This window comes from Hornefia porci (assembly GCF_001940235.1).
In the GTDB taxonomy this organism is placed as follows: domain Bacteria; phylum Bacillota; class Clostridia; order Peptostreptococcales; family Anaerovoracaceae; genus Aminicella; species Aminicella porci.
Window position 1 is genome coordinate 654,855 of record NZ_MJIE01000001.1, and the last position, 24,984, is coordinate 679,838.

The window sequence follows — 24,984 nt, forward strand, 5'->3', positions numbered from 1 at the left end:
CTTTCTCCGCTCCTCAGTCACAGTCTGCCATCACATGCAGCCTGCGGATCTCAGGATCCTGTATTCCCGCCATGATCTCGCCGCTGTGCGGTGCCAGGAAGGAATCTCCCGATGAGGAGAAGTCCTGCCGCCTCAGCTCTTCTGCCACTTCCGCACATATTCCCTCGATGAGGCTTTGCGCTTCTGCCGGAGGAACAACCTTCTCCAGATCAGCCAGGCGACGCAGACTCCGTACCGAGTCCCGCAGCGCCGGAAGTTCCTCCGCGGCCCGGAACGCCCATTTATAGAACGGCATATATCTGCGGTTCAGCAGAAACACCGCGGAAAGAGCTGCCTGAACAAATTCATTCATCGCGAAAAACGCAGCGCCCCTGTCTCCCCGCTGAACGCAGCGCGGATAGTTATACTGTCCCGCCTGCGCCATCACCGCGGCTCTGGCAGCCAGCTTCTTGCGAAGCACATCGGCCGGATAGAAAGCAAGCAGCTTCCGGCGGACATCAGTAAACGCCCCCTCAGGATCCGTGAAGACCTCACCGTTCGTCGCGACGGACAGAAACCGTTCCGGAACGTTCATCCACTGCATGTTGGTCTCCGGCGCTCCCGGACAGTTCGTGTACCGCTGATAAAAGTAATCTATGCGGAAAAGACCTACCCGTCCCTTCCCTTCCGGGGTTTCGTTCCGGGTATATCCCATGAATTCTTTCGGAAGACCGTCATACAGGGCCTGAATCTCCTTCCCCGCTCTGACTGCCGTATCCGATGTGACCCAGAGGCAGAAGCCCGGACCGAAATCGTGATCCTGTGAATATGCATCGTCATATCCGTAGCACTCGGATCCCTCGCCTACAAGGCCCGCCGCGATGCGGCCCTCATACTCCGGCAGCGCCTGACGGATCAGCGGCGCGCCCAGCTGCGTATAATACGCACGGGCCAGCTCCATGCCCTTCATTTTCTCATCTCCGATTCCACCATTTTCAGGTTGTTTTCAATCATCGTGTAGTAGGCGGATTTTCCGAAATCCCGCTGAATCAGCTCCAGCGCCTTTCTGTACCGCTCTGCGGCCGCCTCAAGGTTTCCCTTGTAGTATTCCAGCGCGCCCATCGCCGCGACAGCGGATGCATAATGAATGTCCAGCCCGCCCGCGTCATGCTCATAGATCGCCGCAGCCGTCCTCAGACTCTCCTCCGCCTCCCGGTATTTTCCGAGGCGGGTCTGCACCTCTCCCAGGTTGATTAAGCTTGTGGCCATATCCAGCCTCGCGTCCGGAATCTCGGAGATGATCAGGATGGACTTGCGCGCCATCTTTTCCGCTTCCTCCAGATCTCCGTTCTCGCGGTACAGCGAGCTGATGTTATTGCAGAGCGCCGCCATTCTGTAGTCTCTTCCCAGCCCCAGCTGTTCCAGAAGACCCTCCGCCTTTTTATACATACTCAGCGCCACATCATACTCACGCGCCGAATTATGGGAATTCGCCGCATTCATCAGCGCGGTCGCATAGTTCTCGTTCCGGTCCTGACCGATCGACTCCAGGGCCTCCAGAACACTGTCGTTCAGCAGCTTCGCCTCGTCCACCTTTCCGGCCGCACGGTAGAAACCTCCAAGTTCATTGCTGACCGCAATAATCAGCGAGATATTCATCTCCTCCTGCGCCGTCTTCAGACTCCCGAGAAGATACTTCTCTGTCTCCCCGTAATCGTGCCGCCCGTACATCCGGTCAAGCCCTTCGTAAAAGCTTTTTACGTCTATCGTCTGTGCCATATTCTCATCTCCGGTTCTCTGTATTTCTGAAATCAGTCTGTACATAAATTTTATCGCATAATGCGGTTTAATTCAATCCGCAATTATTGACAAAACCGTGTTTTCGAGTTATCCTAAATCCGATTATAACAAATGATATTACAAAATGGGGAGATTTTATCATGAATGACCAGTTTAATCAGGGCACAAAGGATTCCCCGGAACAGCTCCGCATCGTACAGGAGCTGGTAGCCGGAAAGGAAATCACCCTTGCTCATATTATCGGCGGTCCGCTGCCCATCGTATACCAGAAGCTGGGACTGAACCCGGAAATCGACTATCGCACCTCTGCCATCGGCATCATGAATATGACGCCGCCGGAGTCCGCGGTAATCGCCTCCGACATCGCCGTCAAGAGCGGAAACGTCTATCTCGGCTTCGCCGACCGTTTCAGCGGAACGCTGATCATCACCGGAGAAATCGCGGAGGTTACAACGGCGATTACGGAAATCGTCGAATATTTCCGCGAAACCCTCGGCTATGTCTGCTGTCCTATCACAAAGCGCTGAATCGGGGTGATCTGTCGTGCAGGAAGACATCGGAAAAACCACAGACCGTGAAAGACTTATCCGTTATATCCGGTCACATTCCAGAAACGGACAGGCCCGGGTCACGCATTCCTCTGTTCCCGCCAGGGAAATCACCCTTGCTCATATCATTGGAATTTCTGACCGCGCAGTCTATCATAACCTGGGACTCGACATTGGATTTCACGGGGGAAACGATCCCCGGGGAAGCTCCATCGGAATTCTTCACATGACTCCGCCGGAAACAGTGGTCATTGCCGCGGACATCTCCACCAAGACGGGAGAAATCGATCTCAGCTTCATGGATCGGTTCAGCGGCGCCCTGATTATTACCGGACCCCGCGCAGACGTTACAGTGGCCATCGAGGAATGCGTCCGGTACTTCAGAGAGGAGCTGCGTTACACCGTCTGCCCGATTTCAGACAGGTGAACCGGACTGCTGATATTTCAAACCTGTCCGACGGCCGGACACACACTGAATAAAACCGTTGAACACACTGACTTGCTGAATTGAATAAGCTGACCTGCTGACAATGAAGAAAATGAAGAAGAAGCTCTTCCTGGCCGGCCGGAGCGAAGCAGGCAAAACCTCGCTCACTCAGGCGCTGAAGGGCGAAAACGTCCATTATCATAAAACACAATATGTTAAAACCTGGGACATCACCATCGATACGCCGGGAGAATACGCCGAAACCAAAACCCTCGCGCTGGCCCTCGGCTGTTTTTCTTTTGACTCTGATGTGATCGGTCTGCTCTGCGCCGCCGACGAACCCTATAATCTGTTTGATCCCGCGATTATCGGCGTGAGCACGCGGCCCATGATCGGCATCATCACCAAAATCGATTCTCCGCTGGCCAACATTCCCATGGTTCGCCAGTGGCTGGAGGATGCCGGCTGCGAGCGGATTTTCCCGGTGAACAACGTGACCGGGGAAGGCGTCGACGCCCTGCGTGACTACCTGATGGAGGAGCCTGTCCCTCTCGATCTCGACAGGGTCATACAGAATCAGAGAAAAGGTCTGAAGGACTGGGACCGGAGCGGTGACACAGAGGTGCAGCAGTCTGAACCGGAATAAATCTGTGAACAGCAGATGAACAGCGGTTACCGCTCCCTCACCAGGGACCGGCCGACGATCAGCCTCTGAATCTCGTTGGTTCCCTCAAAGATCTGGAAGATCTTCGCGTCCCGCAGCAGCTTTTCCACCGGATATTCCTCACAGTAACCGTATCCGCCGAAAATCTGCACAGCTTCCGTTGCGCACTCCATGGCGGCGTCCGCCGCCAGGCATTTCGCGATCGCAGATTCCTTTGTTACCGCCAGACCCTTCTCAAGTCTCTCCAGAGCGGCACTGCAGCAGAGACGCGCCGCCTCTGTCTTCATTTCCATATCCGCCAGCTTAAACAGAATCACCTCATTCTCACTCAGCGGTTTACCGAACTGCCTGCGCTCCTTCGCATACGCCGTCGATTCACTGATCGCGCGCCGGGCCACGCCAAGTGCCGTCACGCCGCACCAGATCCGCGCCTGCTCCAGCGAACGGACCGCAAGGGAAAAGCCCCCGCCCTCTTCTCCGATTCTGTACCCGGCCGGAACTGACACGCGATTGAAACTGATCTCACAGGTTCCGGAATTCCGGATTCCCAGCTTATGCTCCGGGGCGCCGCGAGTCAGCCCCTCCGCATCACCGGGAACCAGAAACGCGCTCAGACTTTCCTTTGTTTCCCCATCCGGATCAGTCACAGCGAACGCCACGAAGATCTCCGCATCGGGCCCGTTCGTCACGAACAGCTTGTTTCCGTCCAGGATGTAGCGATCTCCCTGCCTGACCGCTCTGGTGCGGCAGCCGGAGATGTCGCTTCCCGCCTGATCCTCCGTCAGACAGAAGCCGGCAAAGCCTCCGTCGAGGAGCACGTCATACACCAGCTTTTTCTGAAGCGCACTTCCCGCGATTTCCACCGGAGCCTGAGCGAGACGGTTTGCCATGTATGACACCGCGAATCCGGCGTCGCATGCCGCAAGCTCCTCCAGCACTGCCGCCTGCTCCTGAAGTTCCAGGCCTGCGCCGCCGTATTCCTCTGCGATGAACGCCGCTCCGATCCCCATTTCCGATGCAGCCCGACAGGCCTCCGCCGGCCGCTCTCCGCTCCGGTCCGCAGCCCGCAGCTGAGCCTCAAGCGTTCTGTCGCACAGTCTCTTCACATCGTCCAGTACGTCCTGCCCAAATTCTGTAATCTGATATCCCATCTCTGTCTCCTGCTGTTTCCTAACAAAAACCTGTATTCACTCTTTTGTCAAATCCCATCCCAGCGGCGTCACCGATGTGACGCGATCCACGCACACCGCCCGGATATCTCCTTCAGGAATCAGCTCCGCCTCCTCAAACCGGATTTCAAAATCCATGGTAAACGGCCTGCTCCAGTCTCTCTCAGGCGGCTTTTTCAGGGCATAATAATTCTGACTGTCCAGGCGTGTCATCCTGAATTCCTCCGGTCCGATCCGCCTGTACGGAACGTTCACGTTCAGGATCTCCGCACCTCGCGGCATTCCCTGCCGGAGAATCCTTTCAATCCAGAACGCCGTAACCCTGCGGGCGCTGCTGAATTCGGTATCGTCCTCACTGAAATCGTTTTTCATGATCGTTTCCGCAGGGGTTTCCAGCGAAACCGCCAGGGAAGGAACGCCTTCACTGGCCGCTTCAAAGCAGGCGCCGAGTGTTCCGCTGCAGGTAATCGACCGCGCCAGATTCGCTCCCAGATTGATTCCGCTGACCACCAGATCCGGTTTTCTGTCCGCGATTTCTATTATACCATATGCCGCCGCGTGTGCGGGAGAACTGTGGATTCCGTAAGCGGAAATTTCCCGTTCCCTGACCCGCACCGGAATCCGTTCAATGACACCGAGGTCCGGATACCGCGGATAGGCCCGTCCCATCGAGGTCTGCTGGCTCACCGGAGCTGTAATCATCACCTCACCGAACGCTGCGGCGGCCTCCGCGGCCGCGGCGATTCCGGGAGAACGCACGCCGTCGTCGTTCACGACGAGGATCAGACGGTTCGCATCAAACAGCTCTGACCTGATTTTGTTCAACAGAAACACCTCCCCGAAAGAAAGCGACCCCGCGGGCCGGAGCAGCCGGCGCCGCAGGGATACGCTGTGGTTCAGCGCGCCCCGTCAGATCTGACGCCGACCTGACAGAGTGCGCCGCTTTTTTATTATTTGAAGATCTCATAGGTTTTCTTCAGAATTGCGTCGGTATGATTCGTGATGTCCCAGTAAATCGGATACATCTTGTCATAGACTGCTGTGTTCTCCGGAATCGGCCGGAACCGGTCAGAGAAGCGCACCATATTCGCGACAGCATCCTCGAAGGAAGGATAGACGCCTGCGGCGACAGCCGCGCAGATAGCCGCACCCAGTCCCGCCGCGCCGGTCACCTCATTCCGCACAGTGGGGATGTTCATGACGTCCGCGATGATCTGCATGAACAGATCGCTTCCCGAGCCTCCTCCGGTTACGATAATCTTTTTAATGTCAACTCCGACCTCATCCGTCATATCGAAGATATATTTCTTCATCGTCAGAGCGACCGCTTCCAGAATCGAGCGGTAGATATGCGCCCGGGTGTGCCGGCCGTCGAATCCGATCATGATTCCCTTCTTATACCGGGCGTCTACCCAGGGCAGCCAGTCCAGCACGGTCATCAGGCCGTCGCTGCCCACGGGAACGCCTTCCGCTTCCATGCTGAGCATCTCTTCTGCGGACATTCCCTTCGCAGCCGCTTCCTTCGCATAACCGTCGCCCAGAACATCCCGGAACCAGCTGACGGTCCACATGCCGCGCCGGATTCCCCAGGTGTCGTAAAGATATTTATCCGGAACGCAGGAGAACTTCGGCCAGGTATTCTTTGTATCCCGCAGAAATTCCCTGCCCTCCATCATCGCCGCAGTATATGTCCCCAGCGACAGGCACACGGTGTCGTCTCCCATACAGCCGGTTCCCAGGCCTTCAACCGCCTTGTCGTTCGCTGTCGCCACCACGGGAACGCCCTCCGGAAATCCCGTTGCGGCAGCCGCCTCCGCGGTCACACGACCCAGAACATCTCCCGGCTTCACCAGCTCGAACAGCATTTCCCGGGGCATACCGCAGTCCTTATACGCCTGCGGATCCTCCGACCAGGTCCAGGTATCCACATCCACCGGCCAGCCGCCTTCATAGTTGGCGACAGAATCCTTCTTCTCACCGGTCAGCCGGAACGTGATATATCCGGAGGATGCGACGATATACTTCACCTTCGGGTTTTCATGTACGTAAGGTGCGGAGACACGGACGTCCATCCAGGACAGCGCCGGCTGCGCCAGCATGCAGTTCTCGTCCAGGTAGGCGCGGCAGTAGCGTATGGTACAAAGCCCGATTCCGACGATATCCTTCGGATCTCCCCGGAAAGAGGCCATGCATTTTTTCGCGGCCCCGCAGATGGCGTCCCACCAGTCGTCATCCGGATGCTCAACATGCCCCGGCTCCGGCAGATTATACGGTTTAAGAGGATGCCTGCCCTCGCAGACAATATGTCCCTTTGTATCAAAGATTAAGATCTTCGCGCTCTGGGAGCCTTCGTCAATTCCAATGATGTATTTCTCACTCATTTGCTTCGCCTTCTCTCAATTATCGCACCAGATATCCGCCGTCCACAACCAGAACAGTTCCGTTCACATAATCCGCCGCCCTGCTGGCCAGGAATACCATTGCTCCCATCAGATCCTGCCGCTCGCCCCAGCGATCCATCGGGATATGTTCTTTGATCTTGATATATTTCGGATCGTCCTCGTTTCCGCTTCCGGTGCCGGCGGTCATCGCCGTCTGGAAGTATCCCGGCGCGATTCCGTTCACCGTGATTCCGTACTGTCCCAGCTCATCCGCATAGGCCTTGGTCAGACCCATCAGTCCGGCTTTCATGGCCGCATAGGCCGGAGAGCCCAGTCCGCCCAAGAAGCTGAACAGAGAGCAGATATTGATGATGCGTCCGCTCTTCTGCGGGATCATGTATTTCGCGACTGCGTGACTCATATCAAACGCGCCGGTCAGGTTGATGCCGATCATGGGATCCCATTCCTCTCTGCCGAAGTCCAGAACATCGGCGATCTTGCAGATTCCGGCGCAGTTCACCAGAATATCGACGCTTCCGAACATGCGGACACATTCCTCCGCGACCTTGTCACAGATTCCGTCCTCCATGATATCGCCCTGCATGAAATGATACTTTACGCCGCAGTCTTCAATCAGCTTCTGTGTGGTTCCGTCATCGTTCACCGCCGCGAAGCAGAAGATGTTCGCGCCGGCTTTGGCCAGCGCCAGAGAGAAGCCCTGTCCCAGACCGCTGCAGCCGCCTGTCACGATAGCGTTTTTGCCCTTCAGCGAAAAGAAATCCATTGAAAAATCATTGATATTACGCATTTTCGATACCTCCGTCTGTTTTATTATACCATAATCTCTGATCGTTATGTCACCGTCGGACATAAAGAGCGCTGAATTACGCCGCTCCGTTTTCCGCCGCGCCTGCTTTGCTGCGGATCACTCTGCTGAGCACCAGCGAAAGCACGATGCAGACGCCTGCAGCTGCCACCGCATAGCCCCATGTCATCTTGAATCCGGCCGCACCGTACTGGTCCATCCAGGATCCGACCAGAGTATACATGAACAGATCCGGCGTGTAGCCCAGCGCAGAAGCAATACCGGAAACTCTTCCGCTCATCTCCACCGGAATTCCGGCGTCCTGATGAACTGCGAAGTACTGGCTTCTGACTGCATAGATGAAGACCAGTCCGAAGAAGAAGTTTCCGATCACCGCGCCCACAAGTCCGGCCTGCACCGGCAGAACGATGTAGAGTCCGAAGGAGATCATCAGCAGCACACAGCCGCCCACGATGACTTTAATTCTGGAATGATACCGGTCGGCCAGGAATCCTCCGACAATCCCTCCGACGCCCTGGAGCAGATAGCGGATTCCGCCAAGCGTCGAGCCCATCGTTTCGGAAAGGCCGTAATAGGTGACCGCATACGTGTTGACATATCCGATCAGACCGTAAACGCTGTACGCCGCAAAGATAATGCCCACCAGCAGCCAGACACGCGGAATTGTAAGAGCCTTGAACAGTCCCTTTGTAAGCTCGATAACGCTCTCGCCTTCCTCATTCTTCTCGGTATCCTCGATGAAGATGAAGTTCAGAACGCCGATGATGATCACGACGATGGCGCATACCTTGATTGCGGCAGATGCTCCCGCGACTTCACCCGCCGTTTTGGAGATGTGCGCATACGCCGCGGTCATGCCGAATACCAGCAGAGCGTTCATGATGCCCCGCAGGCCCTCCTGCCATCCGAACAGGCGTCCCTGCTCATCCTCTGTTCCCAGCATTCTCGTCGCCTTGATGCATGCGGACCAGTAGGTGATGATGCTGGAAATTCCCATCAGTACAAAGATAATCCGCGCTGTGGTAAAGCTCGGGAACGTGGAAAACCAAAGTCCGAGAGCTCCCGTTGCGATAAAGGAAAAGGTCAGCAGCTTCCGTGCCGAAAATTTATCGGCGACAGCTCCTCCGATGAAATAGGACAGGGTCGCCATCGTCGCATATCCCGAGGACAGCAGCCCCATCTGGCTGTTCGTCAGATTCATCGCCTTCTGAATCTGCGGATAGAAGGTTTCTCTGATGTACGGCAGCTGGAAAATGATTCCCGCGCCGGCAGCGAGGAGCAGCAGCGTTCCCCACTTCTTTACGAATTCTCTGTTCATAATAATATTTCCTCCAAACGTTTCAGATTTCCGTGCGGGAGGACGGACCTGCGACTTAACGCGCGTCATCGCCCTTTGTAAACAAAAAGAAAGCGGCAATTCAGCGTACAGCAATGTACCTGAACTACCGCTCTCTGATCCGTCTCTCCCGGTAATTAATGCGATAATAGCACAAAGACGAAGCTTTGTCAATCCGCAAATTTTCAGAAACTTCCTGTTCCCCTGTTGACAAATCCGTCCGGGACTGGTAAGATTACCTCAGTTACGTTAAGAGATTCAGAGACGGTAACTCGTTCCACAGTGTTTGTTCTGTGTCCGACGAGTTATTTTTCTATTGCTCTGACAGAAGACAGCCGGCGGAACGATGAGACATTCGACCATACAGAAATATCGAAAGGAGATTCGTTATGTCACTCGCAAGGGAAGAAATCGTAAAAGGTCTGGTGAACATTCTCGGAGAGGACCGGGTAATCACCGATGAAACCGTACTGAAGGAAAGCAGCATCGACCGCTACAGAAAGTTTGAGCAGTGCCACGAGGTTTACACGCAGCCCATCCCTGCCGCTGTTGTATATGTAAAGAGCACTGAAGAGGTCAGAGACGTTCTGATGTTCGCCAATGAAAACGGCGTCAACGTGGTTCCCCGCACCGGTCATTCCGCCATCGAGGGCGGTCTGGAAACAGCGCTGGAGAATTCCGTCGTCATCGACGGTTCGGAAATGAATCAGGTTCTCAATGTCAACACGGAGAGCATGCAGGTCACCTGCCAGTGCGGTGTTCCTCTCCAGTCACTGGAAGACAGCCTTCGGGAGCAGGGGCTGACGACAGGTCATTCTCCGCAGTCCAAGCCGCTCGCACAGATGGGCGGGCTGGTGGCGACCCGCAGCATCGGGCAGTTCTCCACCCTGTACGGCGGAATCGAGGATATGCTGGTGGGCTGCGAAGTGGTGTTCCCGGGCGGACAGGTCTGCCGTATCAAGAATGTGCCGCGGCGTTCCGTCGGACCGGACATCCGTCACATCGTCCTGGGCAACGAGGGCGCGCTCTGCTTCATCACTGAGGTTACCGTTAAAATCTTCAAGTACCAGCCCGAGAACAACCGCTTCCTGGGCTACCGGATCAAGGATATGGAAAAGGGCTTCCAGGCTCTGCGTCAGGTCATGGTTGAGGGTTACAGGCCTTCTGTCGCACGTCTGTACGATCTGCAGGACGCCGAGATGAACTTCGACTGGGCAGACGGCGAAAACGTGCTTCTGTTCATGGCAGAGGGGCCTGCTTCTATAACAAAGGCAACTGCGGAAGGAATCGATGAAATCGTGAGGAAGATCGAAGGCGTCACCCCTGTGGACGCTTCTCTGATTGAAACCTGGTTCAACCACCTCAACTGGGGCGCTGAGCAGATCGCCCAGGAGAAGAAGGAGATCCTGGCGACCGACAACATCGGAATCACGACTGAGATCTCCGGCTGCTGGGACTGCATCTACAAAATCTATGCCTCCGTCGTTGAGCGGATCACCAACGAGGTTCCGGATCTGACCATGATCGGCGGACACTCCTCCCACAGCTACATCAACGGAACCAACATGTACTTTGTCTATTACTACAATGTCGTGGACTGCAAGCCGGAGGATGAAATCAACAAATACCATAATCTGATCAACCGGATCATCTGCGAGGAAACCGTACGGTTTGGAGGCTCCATCGCCCATCACCACGGACTCGGAAAAGCCAGAGCACATTACGTCTGGGAGGAATACGGTTCTTCCTTCTATATGCTGGAAACGCTGAAGCACGCCTTCGACCCCAACGGCGTCATGAATATGGGCACCCTGATTCCGGTAAAACACGACAAAGAACATCCCTGGAACTTTTAATGATGAATATACTGACTGTTTTCAACATAATACCTGACCTGGATCTGATATCGGAAGCCGAATGGGCTTCCGATATTGTCGATACGCGCCTGGATTTCCCGGGCGTGAAAACTGTTCCGGAGACTCAGGACGAAAGCGCGGCAGAACTGGCGCTGCGCTTCCGGGACGCTGCGGCGGCCGGCTCTGCTGATTCCGCGTCGGCCGCGTCCGTAACGGCCGGTTCTCCCGATTCCGCTGCGGCTGCAGCGGCCGGCGATGAAGTCCGGCTGTCTGCCGTCACGCTCGGAGACGCTGTGGCAGACAAAGCTCTGCGCACCCTGACGGCACTCGGATATCAGACCGCCGACCGGATCGATACCGATCGGCCCGGACCGGACAATGCGGAAGCGCACGCCGCCCTTCTGGCGGAATACTGCAGAGAAAGAGGACCTTTTGACCTGATTCTGACGGGCACGCAGAGTGGCGTAAGCGGATTCAGCCAGCTTCCTCTGCTCCTGGCAGAAGCTCTTCAGCTTCCCTGCATCACCGAGGTCACGGGATTTTCCGCCGGTGCGGAGGGACGCATCCGGGCAGAGCACCGGACAGACGCGGGAATTCTGTCTGAAGACCTGCCGACTCCTCTCCTTCTCACAATCGGCGATGTGCCGGACACCTGCCTGCGCATACCGACTCTTCGCCAGAGAAAGGCCTCCGGAAGCAATCCTCCGTCCGTGATTCCTGCCTCCGGGCTTTCCGGAGAGTTCCGGGAACACGGGATGAGACTTCAGTCCGTCTCCGCCATCGATCAGAGCCGCGCCGCGCGGCGGATGGAGGGCGACCCCGACGATGTCGCGAAACAGATTGTTCAGGAATATATCAGGGAGGGAGCACGATGAATTACACGCTTATCCTGCCGAATCCCGGATCCTCCGAGGAAGATCTGGCCAGACTGTCCGGATTCCTGCGAAGCTGCACAGACGATTCGCGAAATCCCCGAAAAATCACTCTGAACGGAGGAGCCTTCTGCCGGGCGGAAGCCGCGCTGATTCCCCTCGCCTCCTTATGCGCTTCAGACGATGTTCTCCTGTTTCCGGCGTCCATCGCCGGACGGGAGCTTGCGGTGCGGCTGGCCGCGAGACTCGGAGGCACCGCCGCCGTCGACGTGACTGAAATGAACTCCTGCGGCGACGGTCTTCATGTGGTGCGCTCTCTGTGTGCGGAACATATCCGGGGCGACTTTGTGCTCCGCCGTAGGCCTTTTTGTATCGCGATTAACAAAAGCTTCCCGGCAGGCTGTGCGCCGGGCGATGACATTGCGAGTCCGTCTGCTCTTTCGGGCGAGAATGCTTCGGCGCCGGCCGGACCTCCTCCGGACGGTGCACCGGAAGAAGACGCTCCGGAAGCCGTCACACTTTCCTCGGATCCTCTGAATCCGATAAATCAGAAGCTCGTTCCGCAGCACGTGTCCTCCTCTCTGACCGAGAGCCGCCTGGTCATTGCTGCCGGCCGCGGGCTGGGCAGCCGCGACGGTGCGGAGGAAGCAGCGGCGCTGGCAAAACAGCTCGGCGCAGCCTTCGGGGTGTCCAGACCTGTGGTCATGAACGCATGGCGTCCGATGGAGGAGCTTCTGGGCGTCAGCGGCAGCATGATCCATCCTGAGCTCTGCATCGTACTGGGGGCCAGTGGATCACCTGCCTTCTGCGCCGGCATTGCAGGCAGCGGAACCATTATCGCCGTGAACCGGGATCCGGACGCGCCGATCATGAAGAAATCCGACGTCTGCATCTGCGGAGACTGGAAAGATTTTCTCCGCGCTATGGCAAAGTATTGTAATTCATGATAAAATATACAGATTCAGTGTGTTTATTTGTCGCATGTGCAGCGCTACGGCGCATCCTGCCGCCGGACTGTGCGCCGCGACTCTGCAAGCAAACTATTGTCAGCGCCCATTAAGTCCGGCGTGACTTAATGAGCAGACACGATTTACAAGGAGAAAACAATGTCCTACTCTGAAAAACTGAATCTGGAAGTCGGCGACGCGCGGGCACAGGCGGAACTGGCCCGAAAAAAGAAAGAGCTTCTGAATTTCTTTTACGACAGCACCGAACGCTGCCCGGTCATCGCCGCCGTCAAGAATGACGAATGGCTGGAGAAAAGCAGTGCTTCCGTCTGCGAAATCGTCTATGTATTATACGGAAACATCTGTACCATCCGCGACATCGTGCACGAGATCAAAAAAGCGGGGAAGATGGCGGTGGTGCATATCGATCTGGTGTCAGGTCTGGCCAGCAAGGAGATCAGCGTGGATTTCATCCGGAAATTCACTGAAGCCGACGGCATCATCAGCACCAAGCCTCATCTGATCAAGCGCGCCAACGAGCTGGGGCTCTTCACGATCCAGAGATTTTTTATGCTGGATACCATCACCTTCAATAACATCAAAAAACATGTGCGCGACACCCGTCCGGACGTTGTGGAGATGATGCCCGCAGGTCTCGGCAAAATGATCCGCTACGCACTGGAGGAGGTGGACGGAAAGCCTCTGGTCGCCAGCGGACTCGTACTGGATTCCGACGATGTCATGGGGGCGCTCTCCGCCGGCGCCATCGCAGTTTCCACCACGAATCTCGAAGTGTGGAAATCCGTAGAATAAAGAACTGTCACAACTGGAGGTATTATATGAGTAACAATAAGCAGATACGCTGGGGTGTCTTCCTGATCCCATGGCTGCTGGCCATTGCGACGATCGCCCTGAACTTCATCAGCGGCAAGGCATTTAACGCGACCATCATGGCCATCACGAATTTCATTCTGGATAAATTCTCCTGGCTCTTCGCGCTGATGGCCTTTGCGTGCGTGATCCTGATTCTTGTGGCGTACATCTCTCCCTTCGGCCGGGTCCGGATAGGCGGGCGGAAGGCGAAGCCGATCATGAATATGACGAATTACGTCTGGATCGTCCTTTGTACGATCATGGCCGCGGGAATACTGCTGTGGGCCTGCGCGGAGCCGATGTACCATTACTACAATCCTCCCGCGTCAGTCAAGGCCCAGTCTCCGGAAGCGATCACCTTCATCATGAAGGATATCTTCCTGGAATGGACGTTTACTCCGATGTGCATCTACGGCGTTCCGGCGATTCTCTTCGCGTTCCTGTTCTATAACGCAAAGAAAAAATATTCCATCGGCAGCATGCTCTATCCGGCGCTTCCCTATTCCATGGCAGAAAAGGCCTCTCCGGTCGTCGACGTCATCTGCCTGCTGGCTCTGGTCTGCGGAATGGCGGCCAGCATGGGTTCCGCGGTGTTCCTCTGCTCTGACGGTCTCGCCAGCATCTTCGATTCCTTCAAGTCCAATGCGGCAACCTGGACCATCGTGGCCGCGATCATCGTAACAGCCTTTGTCGCCTCGGCATCCTCCGGCGTGATGAACGGCATCCGTATTCTGTCCACGATCAACTCCAGGATCTACATGGTGCTCGGCCTGTTCGTCTTCCTGTTCGGTCCCACCTTCTACATTCTGAACCTGACGATTGAAGGCTTCGGCGCATATCTGACGGATTTCTGCAAGCAGTCCCTCTTCCTCTCTGCCGCTGACGGCGACAAATGGGCAAACTGGTGGCCGATATTCTACTGGTGCAACTGGATGGCGTGGATGCCGGTCACTTCGGTGTTCCTCGGCAGAATTTCCCGCGGATTCTCCGTGCGTGAAGCGATCAGGACCATCGTCGTCTATCCGGCTCTGTTCTCTGTCGCCTGGCTGGGGCTGTTCTCCTCCTCCTCCATCTATTATGAGCTGGCAGGGAAAGGAATCAACAAAGCCATGACAGACGGCGGCACCGCCTCGGCAACCTATGCGGTTCTGCATCAGATGCCGGTTCCGGTCGTCACGATTCTGATCTTCCTGCTGATCGTGTTCGTTTCCTTTGTCACCGCTTCAGACTCTAACACAAACGCCATGTCAGGACTCTGCACCACCGGTCTGAGCGCAGAAGACACCGAATCTCCGACCTGGCTGAAAATCGTCTGGGGCGTTACGATCGGCGTCATGTGCGTGATCTTCATCACCGCCTTCAAGAGCACCGACGCTTTGAAGTACCTGTCCAATCTGGGCGGATTCCCGGTGGTGTTCCTGCTGATTCTGATCGCGGTATCCTTTGTGAAGGTCATGTCCAACCCGGCGAAATACGACACGTTCAGCGAGGACTACGATGAATACGGTCAGCCGCTGCCATCTCAGCGCCTGATGTCCGAGCAGGAGGAGGCACGGCAGGGAAAGAAAAATGCCGGAGCCGGAAAGAACGCGACCGCGTAGAGAGAACTCACCCGGCAACGACGCAGGGAAAACTCACGCAGCGTCGCCGACGGAACTCCGTCAGAAACGGCTGCACGGAAATCGCAGAACCAAGGAGCATTTATGAACAGACGAAACCAGCAACCGAAAACACCGATTTCAGAGATGCCCTCCGCGGCCTGCCGGTTTGACTACCGGCTCAGCTATGACGAGGCATATGAGGCGTTTTACCTTCTGTCCTTCAAATGGGACAGGAGGTTCCGTCTCTTTGCCGGGCTCGGGCTGTCCGTCATCGCGATCGTGCTGATGGTGCTGTTCGCCATGGACAACCGGAAGATTCACTATTTCTTTATCGTGATTCTGTGTGTTCTTCTTTTATTTTACCTGGTCTATATGCCCATTGTGAAAGCGCGCCGCGGCGCGCGGTCAGTCGCCCGGGCCGACGGTACATTCCGGGTCGTTCTCAGTCCGGAGGGCACTGTCGGGATTCCGGGACAGGAGCCGCAGGAGCTTGCGGGGGACAAAGATGCCCGCGCCATTGAAACCAGCGATATCTTTGTCATCCGTCCGGACAGCGCAAGCACCTTCTGTCTGCCCAAACGCATCATGAAGCCCGAAGAAATGAAGGATGTGAGAGCGATTCTCTCCGGTCACATGAAATACATCAGCATGGTTTAGGAATCCATGCTGACGGTAAATCCGCGGCCGTCCACCTCTCTCACACTGCTGATGGTCATGAACGCCTTGTCGTCAATCTCCAGAATCCGATCCTTCACATAATTCATGTACCGCACCGAAAGAATCGTAATCAGAACGTCCGTCTCATGGGAGAAATACGCTGTTTTTCCATGCAGAAGCGTGGCGCCGAAGCCCCTTTCCACAAGGAGCTTTTTTATTTTCTCATTCTGCGGGCTGAAAATCATGAACTGCACGTGCCCGCCGCCGGCCAGCAGTGTTTTATTGGCCACGACAGTGTACGTCAGCGTCATCAGAATTCCCAGAATGATCTCGTTCGGTGATGCCAGAAAGCCCTGAAGCACCAGAATCGCCACATCCAGACCGTACATGACCGGCGCGATGGGCAGCCTCGCTTTTTTGTGCAGAATCACAGGAACAACATCAGATCCTCCCAGACTGCCCCCGTTCCGGATCACCAGACCGATGCCGACGCCCATCAGACCGCCTCCGCAGAGCGCCGCCAGCAGCGGATCCTCCACCATATGCCGGATCTGCGGGATCCCTTCGAAAAAAGCCATCAGCACGGGATAGAGGAAGGTGCCCAGAATGATGGAGGCCGAGTACCGCCTGCCCATGCAGAAAAAAGCCAGCACGAGCAGGGCCGCGTTGACCCACATGACGCCCAGAGATACCGGCATATCCGTAAAATAGTGCAGAAGTCGCCCGATTCCGGTGGCGCCTCCCACCAGAATCCCATAGGGAAGACAGAACGCCTCCACCGCAAAAGCATTCAGCGCGATGCCCAGCAGAATCATAGAGATATTCACACCCGCTGTCCTGATTCTTTTCATTAGTCCTTTTCCTTTCGCCTGTCAATAATTTCCGCCGGCAGTCACAAAAAAAGAGACGTGAAGAAACAATGCTCCTCACGGTCTCTCTGATCTTCTCTCTCCGCTGCAGAATGTATATTCGTGCCTGACAAATGAATTTTATCACACTGCCCGCCGTTGTCAATATTCCGGTGCGGGATTTTACTTTATTTTAATCTTATGTTTTTCCGCTGATGCCCCCGCAGCGGAGGGCTCACGTCGGAGCGGAGTTCGCGCCGCTCTGCGCCTCAATCGAGTTTCCCGATCACATAATCCGCGAACTCCCTGCAGGTCGCGCCCTCCGGGAATCCGGTGACCACCACGCTCTTCTCGGTTTCCAGACACTCCTCCAGAATCTTTTCCAGACCGTTTGCCTTTGCCGTGAAGCCGATATGCCGGAGCATCATCACCACAGCCTTGAACAGACTGGCCGGATTGGCGTAATCACCCAGCCCGTCCTCAATCATCCGGGGCGCGCTTCCGTGGATAGCCTCAAACATCGCGTACTGATCTCCGATGTTGGCGCTCCCCGCTGTGCCGACGCCGCCCTGAATTTCCGCCGCCTCGTCAGTGATAATGTCGCCGTAGAGATTCGGGAGCACAAAGACCTGGAACTGACTGCGGATTTCCGGATTGACCAGATTCGCCGTCATGATGTCGATATACCAGTCTTCCATCTCGATTCCCGGATAATGCAGCCCGACCTCATGACAGATCCGGGAGAAATTTCCGTCTGTCTTCTTCATGATATTCGCCTTTGTGACAATCGCCACTTTGTCCTTGCCGTTGTCTCTGGCATAGTCAAACGCCTTTCTCGCGATTCTCCGGGTTCCCGGCTCTGTGGTCACCTTGAAGTCAAAGGAAAGCTTTCCGGGGACCTCGACGCCCTTGCTGCCCAGGACATATTCTCCCTCAGTGTTCTCACGGAAAAATATCCAGTCGATTCCCTCCTCCGGCACACTGACCGGACGGACATTGGCGTACAGATCCAGTTCTCTCCGGAGCGTCACGTTGGCGCTCTCCAGACTTCCGCCCTTCGGCGTGGTAGTGGGGCCCTTCAGCAGGACATCGCATTTCCGGATCTCCTCCAGAACCTCCTCCGGTACAGCCTCCATCTTCTGAAGGCGGTTCTCGATAGTCAGTCCTTCAATCGGCTTCAGCACGATACGGCCGGCGGAGATCTCATCCCGCAGAACGACCCGCAGAAGGCGCTCCGCCTGCTCCATGATAATCGGTCCGATTCCGTCGCCGGGGCAGATTCCGACAGTGATTCTGCTGAGCTCTCTGAAGTTTTTCGGAGGTCTGCTGTTCTCCTCCATCTCCATCACACGGCTGAGCTGATCCATCAGAAGATTCCGGAACTGTCCGGTCAGATCGGCAACCACCGCCATTTCATTCATTTCCTTGATACTCATATCTACAAGATCCGAGACGAAGGAAGACTTCTCCCGTGCTCTTTTTCTCTCCTTTCTGTTGGTTATTCTGATATTCCGCTGTCTGTTGCGCGCCGCGTTTTTCATATTGAGTCGCTTCCGGCCAAACATGTCTACTGTGCCTCCTTCGCCACATACTTCAGCAGACCTCCCGCACGCAGAATCTCTCTCTGCCGCTCCGTGTACGCACAGCGCAGCGGGAAACTCTTCCCGTTCGTTTCGTCCAGCAGCGTAATCGTTCCGTTTTCCATGCCCTTCCCGATACCGGACAGTTTCAGCTCGTCTCCCTGCTGAAGCTGCTCGTAATCCTCCGGATTTTCAAAGGTCAGGGGCATGATTCCGGCGTTAATCAGATTCGCCGCGTGAATCCGTGCGAAGCTCTTTGCGATGACCGCCCCCACGCCAAGATACAGCGGAACCAGCGCCGCGTGCTCCCGGGAAGAACCCTGTCCGTAATTCTCTCCGCCGACAATCATGCTTCTTCCCGCTTTCTTCGCCCGCTCCGGGAACCCGGGATCACAGACCTCGAAGCAGAACTGCGACAGATACGGGATATTGGAACGATACGGCAGAATCCTGGAACCCGCCGGCATGATGTGGTCTGTGGTAATATTGTCGCCGACCTTCAGCGCCAGCGGAGCTGAAAACTCATCCTCCACCGGCTCGCCCGCCGGGCATTCCCGGATATTGGGGCCACGCAGAATCTCGACCTCTGCCGCTTCCTCAACCGGCGCAGGCTGAAGAATCGCACTGTCGTCAATTCTGAACGCCTCCGGCATATGAATCGGAGGAAGCTCTCCCAGCTTTGCGGGATCGGTAATCTCACCGAAAATCGCCGCCGCCACCGCAGTCTCCGGAGAAACAAGATACACCTTTCCGTCCTTTGTTCCGCTGCGCCCCTCAAAGTTGCGGTTAAACGTCCTCAGCGACACGCCTCCGCTGTTCGGCGAAAATCCCATGCCAATACAAGGACCGCAGGCGCATTCCAGCACCCGTGCTCCGCTGGACAGGATATCCGACAGCGCACCGCAGTCCGCCAGCATGGTCAGAACCTGCCTGGATCCCGGCGAGACGGACAGGCTGACGTCCGGACTGATCACTCTGCCCTTCAGCAGCGCAGCTACCTTCAGCATGTCATACAGAGAAGAATTGGTACAGGAGCCGATGCAGACCTGATCCACCTTGGTCCCCTCGATGGACGCCACATCCACCACCGCATCCGGGCTGTGAGGACATGCGATCTTCGGCGTCAATGTATCGAGGTCGATGTCGATGATCCGATCGTAGACAGCATCCGGGTCGCTTGCCAGGGGAACAAAGTCCTCCCCGCGGCCTTCGGCTTCCAGAAACGCCTTTGTCACTTCATCAGAAGGGAAGATGGACGTGGTAGCCCCCAGCTCCGTTCCCATGTTGGTGATCGTCGCCCTTTCCGGTACGGAAAGTTCCCTGATTCCGGGACCTCCCCATTCAATAATCGCGCCTACGCCGCCCTTGACAGACAGAATACGCAGAATTTCAAGACTGATATCCTTCGCGGTGACAAAGGGCCGCAGCCGGCCCGTCAGATTCACTTTGTACATCTTCGGCATATTGATGTAATAAGCTCCGCCGCCCATGGCCACAGCGACATCCAGACCGCCGGCGCCCATCGCCAGCATCCCGATCCCGCCGCCGGTAGGCGTATGGCTGTCTGATCCGATCAGCGTTTTTCCGGGACGGCCGAACCGCTCCAGATGAACCTGATGGCAGATTCCGTTCCCCGGACGGGAAAAGCGGAGTCCGTATTTCCTTGCCATCGACTGAATGAATCTGTGGTCGTCGGCGTTCATGAATCCGGACTGAAGCGTGTTATGGTCGATGTACGCCACGGAAAGCTCAGTGCGGACCCTGGGAATCCCCATGGTTTCGAATTCCAGGTACGCCATGGTTCCCGTCGCGTCCTGCGTCAGCGTCTGATCGATGCGGAGGGCGATTTCCTCTCCCGGCTCCATCCGTCCGCTGACAAGATGCTCTCTGATAATTTTCTGTGCGATGGTCTCTCCCATTCTTATGCCTCCTCTTTCTCTGCTGCGTTCTCATTTTCTGCCGTCTTCCTGTTCCTCCGGCACTCTCTTTCCCTCACGACGCCCTTATATGCGTGTTCCACATGAACGAGCATCAGCGTCTCCACCTTGGTATCCTCGTGCTCCGCCAGTGCATCCAGAATCGCGCGGTGCTCCGCGATGGATTCCGGCACCCGTTTTTCATTACTCTGCAGCGACGCGTTGCGGAACTTCATGATCTTATGGTGCAGGGGGGAAAGAATTCCCTGCAGCACGGCGCTCCCGCAATACTCGTAGATTGTATCGTGAAACTCCGTGTCCAGATCTCTGACCTTGACTGTGTCGTTTTTCTGCGCATAAAATTCCTGCTGATCGATAATGTCGGAAAGCCTGCGGACGCCCTCTCCGTCGATGAGCTGGGAAGCCCACCGGGTCGCCAGCACCTCGATGCGCCGTTTCACCTCATACGCATCGTCCACGTCTTTGTCCGTGATGCCGAGAACGACCGTACCGCTGGGAGAGTCCGCAACCAGGCGCTCCTCCAGCAGCCGGCTCAGCGCCTCCCGGATCGGCGTTCTGCTCACGCCCAGCTCCGCCGCAAGCCGTTTTTCGCTGATGATCTCACCGATGGCGTATTCACCGCTCAGGATATTATATTCGATACGTTCAAATACCTGGTTTGCCAGGGATACACTTTTATATTCAATCATTTTGTTTCATCTCCTTCAGTTTCTCGCGAAGCTCACGATTGGATATATTCGTCGTTCTGCCCTCGTCATACTGCCTGTCGATCCATTCCTTCAGTTCGGCAACAATCGGATCCTCCTTGCGGATCTCATTCTCCCCCGTCAAATTGTAATGATCGTTGATCCAGTACGCGATTCCGGCAAGTCCGCTCGTCTTGCTCACCGTCACGCCCGGCTTGCGCTTCAGCAGCTTCTCCGTGTTGAAGATATTATAGACCTCCTCGTCCTTCAGCAGTCCGTCAGCGTGAATTCCCGCCTTGGTGACGTTGAAGTCTTCTCCGACAAAAGGCGTTCTCGGCGGAATTTCGTAGCCGATTTCCTCCTCGAAGTATTTGCCGATGTCAGTAATCGCCGTCGTATCCATCCCGTCCAGTGATCCCCGGAGCCCGGCATATTCAAACACCATGGCCTCCAGCGGAATATTCCCGGTCCGCTCTCCGATGCCCAGAAGGGAGCAGTTGACCGCACAGCAGCCGTAGAGCCAGGCGGTGGAAGCGTTTGATACCGCGTGATAAAAGTCGTTGTGCCCGTGCCACTCCAGCATCTCGCTGGGCACGCCGGAGTAATGCTGCAGTCCGTAAATGATTCCTGAAACGCTCCGGGGCAGCGCGGCGCCGGTGTACGGCACGCCGTACCCCATGGTGTCGCAGGCGCGAATCTTCACCGGAACCCCCGCCTCCTCCGAAAGCTTCATGATCTCGTTAACGAAAGGAACAACGAATCCGTAAAAGTCCGCTCTGGTGATATCCTCAAGATGGCACCGCGGAACCACGCCGGCGTCGAACGCGGAACGTATGGTTTCCAGGTAGTATTCCACTGCCTGCTTTCTGGTCATGTTCATTTTTTTGAAAATATGGTAGTCGCTGCAGGAAACCAGGATGCCTGTCTCCTTGATTCCCAGATCGCGCACCAGCTTGAAATCTTTTTTGTTGGCGCGGATCCATGTGGTGATCTCCGGAAACTTCAGACCGAGGTCCATACACTCCTGCACCGCCTGACGGTCCTTTTCCGAGTAGATAAAGAACTCTGACTGGCGAATCAGTCCGTAGGGCCCGCCCAGCCGGGACATCAGTTTGAAAAGATCCACGATCTGCTTGACGGTATAGGGCGCCATCGCCTGCTGACCGTCGCGGAACGATGTATCTGTAATCCAGATGTCCTCCGGCATGTTCATCGGCACGCGCCGCTGGTTGAACGCGATTTTCGGAGCCTCCTCATAATTGTACATATCGCGGTAGAGATTAGGCTCCTTTACATCCTGCAGGGAATATTTATAACTGGCCTGCTCCAGCAGATTGGTTTTCCTGGATATCTCCAACATATTGAAATGCCTCCCCCTTTAACACGTTAAACTGTTTCACTATGCATGTATACAAGTATATGCTCAAACGCGTCAAATGTCAAGTTTCCCGGCATGGCTGTATACCGGGATGTACCGGTACGATCCGGCATTTGCATACCCCGACTCTCCCGGTTTTCTCGTTTCCCGGCTTCGCACTTTCCCCGCTTCCTGCGAGAAGAGACCGCCGCCCGGCGTCTGAACGATCGGCGTATCAGATGTCGGGGCAGCGGCCTCTGTGCATTCATGCTGTTTTCTTTTGTGTTTCAGCGTCGGGAACAAAAGTGACCCGGCGCGTTTTTCGTTTTTATTTGCGGATTTCTTTGCGGATTTCTTTTGTGCGAATCTCCTCGCAGATCTGACCCACAAATTCGCTGAGAGGCTTAACTCCCTCGTCTCCCGCAAATCTGCTGCGGACGGATACCGTCCGGTCTTCCTCCTCTTTGGCGCCGACCACCAGCATATACGGGAGCCGGTCCATCTGCGCCTGGCGGAGCTTGTAACCCAGACGCTCTGCACTGTTGTCCACAGTGACGTCAACGCCGTTCCTGCGCAGCTCGCGGAAGACCTCCTGTGCGTAATCCTCGTACTTCTCCGATACAGGAAGGACGCGGACCTGCTCAGGACAAAGCCATGTCGGGAATTTTCCGGCATACTTCTCGATCAGCCACGCCAGCGTGCGCTCGTAGCATCCGATAGATGTTCTGTGGATGATATACGGACGCTTCTTGCTGCCGTCTTTGTCGATGTAATACATATCGTAACGTTCTGCCAGGAACATATCCAGCTGAATCGTGATCATGGTGTCTTCCTTGCCGTATACGTTCTTCGCCTGAATATCCAGCTTCGGTCCGTAGAAGGCGGCTTCGCCCTTCTCTTCCGTATACTCAAGCCCGATCTCATCCAGAATCACCTTCATCGCGTTCTCGACCTTATCCCATTCCTCCGCGGTTCCCAGATATTTATCCGCATCGTCCGGATCCCACTTGGAGAACCGGTACGTCACATCCTCCTCCAGACCCAGGGTGGTCAGGCAGTATTTCGCCAGCGCGACGCAGTTTTTGAATTCCTGATCGATCTGTTCCGGCGTACATACCAGATGACCCTCTGAAATGGTGAACTGGCGGACTCTCGTGAGGCCGTGCATTTCTCCGGAATCCTCGTTGCGGAAGAGCGTCGAGGTTTCGCCCATGCGGTACGGCAGATCACGATAGCTCTTCTGTGTCGCTTTGTACACATAGTACTGGAACGGGCAGGTCATCGGACGAAGTGCGTAGACATTGCTGTCCGCATCATTTTCGATCAGCGGAAGATCCTCCACGCCGTGGATCTGGCGTTCTGCCTCAGCGGCGCTGTTCAGCTGCTCTTTGTTCTCGTAGCCGAAGACGAACATGCCGTCCTTATAGTGGTACCAGTGATCGGAAATCTTATACAGTGCGGACTTCGCCATCAGCGGCGTTCTGGTACGGACATAGCCCCACTCATAATCCTCGGTGTCCTCAATCCATCTCTGGAGCTTCTGGATGATTTTGGCTCCCTTCGGCATGATCAGCGGAAGTCCCTGACCAACGACATCAGCCGTGGTGAACAGCTCCATTTCACGACCCAGACGGTTGTGGTCGCGGTTCTTGATGTCCGCCAGATATTCCAGATATTCTTCCAGATCCGCCTTCTTTGTGAATGCTGTGCCGTAAATTCTGGTCAGCATTTTGTTATGCTCGTCTCCCCTCCAGTATGCTCCGGATGTGGACGTCAGCTTAAACGCCTTGATCTGCCTGGTGCTCATCAGGTGCGGCCCCGCGCAGAGCTCGATGAAATCTCCCTGCTGATAGAAGGAGATGGTCGCGTCCTCCGGCAGATCGTTGATCAGCTCGACCTTGTACGGCTCCTGTCTCTCCTCCATCAGCTTCAGCGCGTCCTCCCGACTCAGCGTGTAATATTCCAGCCGGTCTCCCTTTTTTATGATTTTCTTCATCGCCTCTTCGATCCGGTCCAGATCGGAGCGGTCAAGCGGTTTCAGATCAAAATCGTAGTAAAAGCCGTTGTCGATGGACGGACCGATGGCGAGCTTCGCCTCCGGGAAAACCTGCTGCACAGCCTCTGCCAGCACATGGGCGCAGGTGTGGCGATAGGCCTTCTTTCCGGCGTCGGAATCGAATGTCAGGATGCTGACCTCGCTGTCCTTGTCCACAACAGTTCTCAGATCGACGACCTCGCCGTTCACCTCGCCGACGCAGGCGACCCGGGCAAGCCCTGCGCTGATGTCTTCGGCGATTTCATAGACGGAAAGGGGACTGCTGTACTCCTTAACGCTCCCGTCCTTCAGTGTGATTTTCATAAGTTTTACCTCCTTCTCGCTGTACGCCGGCAAAAACAAACAGCGTCCCTGCCGACATCATATCTGTCAGAAGGGACGCATACTGATCGTATCCGCGGTTCCACCCATCTTCCGGACGACGTGGATGTGTTCTCCGGCGGCGGATTCAGCTGCGGCGTTCCGCCGCGTCCCGCCAGTTCTGTGCCGTCCGACGCTCTTTTCGGCTTTTCACGCAGCCACGCGGGCATGATTGGTGCCACTCGGAGGGGGTCTTCAGTACGCTCCGGCCGGAATGCTCCCAC

The 24,984-nt window shown here is 55.9% G+C and carries 22 protein-coding genes; 9 read left to right on the forward strand and 13 right to left on the reverse strand.

Annotated elements, in window-relative coordinates:
- Positions 1-13 precede the first annotated feature (13 nt).
- Positions 14-949, reverse strand: coding sequence for a DUF4037 domain-containing protein (locus tag BHK98_RS03105; protein WP_075712141.1), 936 nt, complete (start codon positions 947-949; stop codon positions 14-16).
- The gene (locus BHK98_RS03110) at positions 946-1,758 is read right to left on the reverse strand and encodes a tetratricopeptide repeat protein (RefSeq protein ID WP_158024448.1); all 813 of its coding nucleotides are present in this window, start codon (positions 1,756-1,758) and stop codon (positions 946-948) included. The genes BHK98_RS03105 and BHK98_RS03110 overlap by 4 nt, the downstream gene beginning before the upstream one ends.
- 161 nt (positions 1,759-1,919) lie before the next feature.
- On the opposite strand from BHK98_RS03110, the gene BHK98_RS03115 reads away from it, so the two are divergent.
- The 3 genes from BHK98_RS03115 to BHK98_RS03125 all read left to right on the forward strand — a co-directional run bounded on the left by BHK98_RS03115 (position 1,920) and on the right by BHK98_RS03125 (position 3,400).
- Positions 1,920-2,306, forward strand: a complete 387-nt coding sequence (locus BHK98_RS03115) for a BMC domain-containing protein (protein WP_075712143.1) — start codon at positions 1,920-1,922, stop codon at positions 2,304-2,306.
- 16 nt (positions 2,307-2,322) lie between these two features.
- Complete coding sequence (locus tag BHK98_RS03120; protein WP_075712144.1) at positions 2,323-2,754, forward strand: BMC domain-containing protein; 432 nt, start codon at positions 2,323-2,325, stop codon at positions 2,752-2,754.
- A 103-nt stretch (positions 2,755-2,857) separates the two neighbouring features.
- The gene (locus BHK98_RS03125; protein ID WP_245796813.1) at positions 2,858-3,400 is read left to right on the forward strand and encodes a EutP/PduV family microcompartment system protein; all 543 of its coding nucleotides are present in this window, start codon (positions 2,858-2,860) and stop codon (positions 3,398-3,400) included.
- 26 nt (positions 3,401-3,426) lie between these two features.
- On the opposite strand, the gene BHK98_RS03130 is transcribed toward BHK98_RS03125, so the two are convergent.
- From BHK98_RS03130 to BHK98_RS03150, 5 genes are all read right to left on the reverse strand, one after another.
- Complete coding sequence (locus tag BHK98_RS03130) at positions 3,427-4,569, reverse strand: acyl-CoA dehydrogenase family protein (protein WP_075712145.1); 1,143 nt, start codon at positions 4,567-4,569, stop codon at positions 3,427-3,429.
- 36 nt (positions 4,570-4,605) lie between these two features.
- Complete coding sequence (gene surE, locus BHK98_RS03135; protein ID WP_245796814.1) at positions 4,606-5,412, reverse strand: 5'/3'-nucleotidase SurE; 807 nt, start codon at positions 5,410-5,412, stop codon at positions 4,606-4,608.
- A 125-nt stretch (positions 5,413-5,537) separates the two neighbouring features.
- Positions 5,538-6,968, reverse strand: a complete 1,431-nt coding sequence (locus tag BHK98_RS03140; RefSeq protein WP_075712146.1) for an FGGY-family carbohydrate kinase — start codon at positions 6,966-6,968, stop codon at positions 5,538-5,540.
- 19 nt (positions 6,969-6,987) lie between these two features.
- Positions 6,988-7,776 (reverse strand): SDR family oxidoreductase, encoded by a 789-nt coding sequence (locus BHK98_RS03145; RefSeq protein WP_075712147.1) that lies wholly within the window; start codon positions 7,774-7,776, stop codon positions 6,988-6,990.
- A gap of 76 nt (positions 7,777-7,852) precedes the next feature.
- Complete coding sequence (locus BHK98_RS03150; RefSeq protein ID WP_075712148.1) at positions 7,853-9,112, reverse strand: MFS transporter; 1,260 nt, start codon at positions 9,110-9,112, stop codon at positions 7,853-7,855.
- A gap of 407 nt (positions 9,113-9,519) precedes the next feature.
- Here BHK98_RS03150 and BHK98_RS03155 point away from each other — a divergent pair, with 407 nt between their 5' ends.
- From BHK98_RS03155 to BHK98_RS03180, 6 genes are all read left to right on the forward strand, one after another.
- On the forward strand, positions 9,520-10,986 hold the full coding sequence (locus BHK98_RS03155) for an FAD-binding oxidoreductase (protein ID WP_075712149.1): 1,467 nt from the start codon (positions 9,520-9,522) through the stop codon (positions 10,984-10,986).
- Positions 10,986-11,861 (forward strand): electron transfer flavoprotein subunit beta/FixA family protein, encoded by an 876-nt coding sequence (locus tag BHK98_RS03160; protein ID WP_075712150.1) that lies wholly within the window; start codon positions 10,986-10,988, stop codon positions 11,859-11,861. Before BHK98_RS03155 ends, BHK98_RS03160 begins: the two co-directional genes overlap by 1 nt.
- Positions 11,858-12,805 carry an electron transfer flavoprotein subunit alpha/FixB family protein gene (locus tag BHK98_RS03165; protein WP_075712151.1) on the forward strand — a complete coding sequence of 316 codons (948 nt, stop codon included), beginning with the start codon at positions 11,858-11,860 and terminating at the stop codon, positions 12,803-12,805. Before BHK98_RS03160 ends, BHK98_RS03165 begins: the two co-directional genes overlap by 4 nt.
- 159 nt (positions 12,806-12,964) lie before the next feature.
- Complete coding sequence (locus BHK98_RS03170) at positions 12,965-13,618, forward strand: glycerol-3-phosphate responsive antiterminator (protein WP_083628024.1); 654 nt, start codon at positions 12,965-12,967, stop codon at positions 13,616-13,618.
- Between the two features lie 26 nt (positions 13,619-13,644).
- Positions 13,645-15,279, forward strand: coding sequence for a BCCT family transporter (locus BHK98_RS03175; RefSeq protein ID WP_075712152.1), 1,635 nt, complete (start codon positions 13,645-13,647; stop codon positions 15,277-15,279).
- 102 nt (positions 15,280-15,381) lie between these two features.
- A complete protein-coding gene (locus BHK98_RS03180; RefSeq protein ID WP_075712153.1) occupies positions 15,382-15,936 on the forward strand; it encodes a YcxB family protein in 555 nt (184 codons plus the stop codon).
- Here BHK98_RS03180 and BHK98_RS03185 read toward each other — a convergent pair.
- The 6 genes from BHK98_RS03185 to thrS form a co-directional block, all read right to left on the reverse strand.
- Positions 15,933-16,787, reverse strand: a complete 855-nt coding sequence (locus BHK98_RS03185; protein ID WP_075712154.1) for a YitT family protein — start codon at positions 16,785-16,787, stop codon at positions 15,933-15,935. The two genes, BHK98_RS03180 and BHK98_RS03185, sit on opposite strands and share 4 nt — an antisense overlap.
- A 266-nt stretch (positions 16,788-17,053) precedes the next feature.
- Complete coding sequence (locus tag BHK98_RS03190; RefSeq protein WP_245796816.1) at positions 17,054-18,349, reverse strand: isocitrate/isopropylmalate dehydrogenase family protein; 1,296 nt, start codon at positions 18,347-18,349, stop codon at positions 17,054-17,056.
- Between the two features lie 2 nt (positions 18,350-18,351).
- Positions 18,352-20,283 carry an aconitate hydratase gene (locus BHK98_RS03195; RefSeq protein WP_075712155.1) on the reverse strand — a complete coding sequence of 644 codons (1,932 nt, stop codon included), beginning with the start codon at positions 20,281-20,283 and terminating at the stop codon, positions 18,352-18,354.
- 2 nt (positions 20,284-20,285) lie between these two features.
- Positions 20,286-20,990 carry a GntR family transcriptional regulator gene (locus BHK98_RS03200; RefSeq protein WP_075712156.1) on the reverse strand — a complete coding sequence of 235 codons (705 nt, stop codon included), beginning with the start codon at positions 20,988-20,990 and terminating at the stop codon, positions 20,286-20,288.
- Positions 20,983-22,347: a beta/alpha barrel domain-containing protein gene (locus BHK98_RS03205; protein ID WP_075712157.1), complete on the reverse strand. Its 1,365-nt coding sequence runs from the start codon at positions 22,345-22,347 to the stop codon at positions 20,983-20,985. The genes BHK98_RS03200 and BHK98_RS03205 overlap by 8 nt, the downstream gene beginning before the upstream one ends.
- A 325-nt stretch (positions 22,348-22,672) precedes the next feature.
- Positions 22,673-24,703, reverse strand: a complete 2,031-nt coding sequence (gene thrS, locus BHK98_RS03215; protein ID WP_075712159.1) for a threonine--tRNA ligase — start codon at positions 24,701-24,703, stop codon at positions 22,673-22,675.
- Positions 24,704-24,984: the final 281 nt, after the last annotated feature.

What these genes read in the sequence shown, in the direction of transcription:
- BHK98_RS03105 (WP_075712141.1), bottom strand. Translation starts at nt 949, where the DNA reads ATGAAGGGCATGGAGCTGGCCCGTGCGTATTATACGCAGCTGGGCGCG.
- BHK98_RS03110 (WP_158024448.1), bottom strand. Translation starts at nt 1,758, where the DNA reads ATGGCACAGACGATAGACGTAAAAAGCTTTTACGAAGGGCTTGACCGG.
- BHK98_RS03115 (WP_075712143.1), top strand. Translation starts at nt 1,920, where the DNA reads ATGAATGACCAGTTTAATCAGGGCACAAAGGATTCCCCGGAACAGCTC.
- BHK98_RS03125 (WP_245796813.1), top strand. Translation starts at nt 2,858, where the DNA reads ATGAAGAAAATGAAGAAGAAGCTCTTCCTGGCCGGCCGGAGCGAAGCA.
- BHK98_RS03130 (WP_075712145.1), bottom strand. Translation starts at nt 4,569, where the DNA reads ATGGGATATCAGATTACAGAATTTGGGCAGGACGTACTGGACGATGTG.
- BHK98_RS03140 (WP_075712146.1), bottom strand. Translation starts at nt 6,968, where the DNA reads ATGAGTGAGAAATACATCATTGGAATTGACGAAGGCTCCCAGAGCGCG.
- BHK98_RS03145 (WP_075712147.1), bottom strand. Translation starts at nt 7,776, where the DNA reads ATGCGTAATATCAATGATTTTTCAATGGATTTCTTTTCGCTGAAGGGC.
- BHK98_RS03150 (WP_075712148.1), bottom strand. Translation starts at nt 9,112, where the DNA reads ATGAACAGAGAATTCGTAAAGAAGTGGGGAACGCTGCTGCTCCTCGCT.
- BHK98_RS03155 (WP_075712149.1), top strand. Translation starts at nt 9,520, where the DNA reads ATGTCACTCGCAAGGGAAGAAATCGTAAAAGGTCTGGTGAACATTCTC.
- BHK98_RS03160 (WP_075712150.1), top strand. Translation starts at nt 10,986, where the DNA reads ATGATGAATATACTGACTGTTTTCAACATAATACCTGACCTGGATCTG.
- BHK98_RS03165 (WP_075712151.1), top strand. Translation starts at nt 11,858, where the DNA reads ATGAATTACACGCTTATCCTGCCGAATCCCGGATCCTCCGAGGAAGAT.
- BHK98_RS03170 (WP_083628024.1), top strand. Translation starts at nt 12,965, where the DNA reads ATGTCCTACTCTGAAAAACTGAATCTGGAAGTCGGCGACGCGCGGGCA.
- BHK98_RS03175 (WP_075712152.1), top strand. Translation starts at nt 13,645, where the DNA reads ATGAGTAACAATAAGCAGATACGCTGGGGTGTCTTCCTGATCCCATGG.
- BHK98_RS03180 (WP_075712153.1), top strand. Translation starts at nt 15,382, where the DNA reads ATGAACAGACGAAACCAGCAACCGAAAACACCGATTTCAGAGATGCCC.
- BHK98_RS03185 (WP_075712154.1), bottom strand. Translation starts at nt 16,787, where the DNA reads ATGAAAAGAATCAGGACAGCGGGTGTGAATATCTCTATGATTCTGCTG.
- BHK98_RS03190 (WP_245796816.1), bottom strand. Translation starts at nt 18,349, where the DNA reads ATGTTTGGCCGGAAGCGACTCAATATGAAAAACGCGGCGCGCAACAGA.
- BHK98_RS03195 (WP_075712155.1), bottom strand. Translation starts at nt 20,283, where the DNA reads ATGGGAGAGACCATCGCACAGAAAATTATCAGAGAGCATCTTGTCAGC.
- BHK98_RS03200 (WP_075712156.1), bottom strand. Translation starts at nt 20,990, where the DNA reads ATGATTGAATATAAAAGTGTATCCCTGGCAAACCAGGTATTTGAACGT.
- BHK98_RS03205 (WP_075712157.1), bottom strand. Translation starts at nt 22,347, where the DNA reads ATGTTGGAGATATCCAGGAAAACCAATCTGCTGGAGCAGGCCAGTTAT.
- thrS (WP_075712159.1), bottom strand. Translation starts at nt 24,703, where the DNA reads ATGAAAATCACACTGAAGGACGGGAGCGTTAAGGAGTACAGCAGTCCC.